We start from the raw sequence: 601 nt of genomic DNA on the forward strand, positions 1-601 counted from the left end.
CTCGACACTGCCCTGCTCGCCCGCTGCGGCGTTGGTGTTCTGCAGCGCCTGGGCGGCGGCGACACTCTGACCCTGACCGATCAGATCACGGCTACCGGGCTGCAGATGCGTGCCACGCTGGGTCTGCTCGGCAACCTGTGTCAGTGCCTGGTCAGCCGCGGCGCTGTGGCCACCCTGAACCGTATCGACGGCGTACCGAGTCGGCAGTGCCTGGTAGTCGCTCGTGGTTTGAACGTTGAGCGCTTCGTGCTGGGATTGCAGCGCCTGCTCGGTAGCGAAGCTGTTGGCTTGCGCGACGGCCGGCAGGGCGACGACAAGAGCGAGTGCGGTCAGAATGCGCGTTTTCATGGTGTTCCTCCTGATGTCATCGGTTAGTGGGTTGGCCTCTTGGCCTAACCGTTGATGACATTATGGCGCCCACCCTGTTAGCTTGCTAATCACCTGCTGCAAAAGCGACTATCGACGCCATCGATAGCCATTGGCGGCTCGTGGCTCGTGGCTCGTGGCTCGTATCGTTTTTCTTCCGGACAAGAAAAAACCCCAGCCTTTCGGGCTGGGGTTCGGGATAGATGCCTGACGATGACCTACTCTCACATGGGGA

1 protein-coding gene is annotated in these 601 nt (G+C 61.2%); it reads right to left on the reverse strand.

All coding sequences use genetic code 11. The features are described from left to right. The coding region (locus tag IE125_RS18515; protein WP_189446166.1) for a hypothetical protein at positions 1-348 on the reverse strand (348 nt) is incomplete at its 3' end. Positions 349-601 lie beyond the last annotated feature (253 nt).

The organism is Salinicola rhizosphaerae (genome assembly GCF_014652715.1).
In the GTDB taxonomy this organism is placed as follows: Bacteria; Pseudomonadota; Gammaproteobacteria; order Pseudomonadales; family Halomonadaceae; genus Salinicola; species Salinicola rhizosphaerae.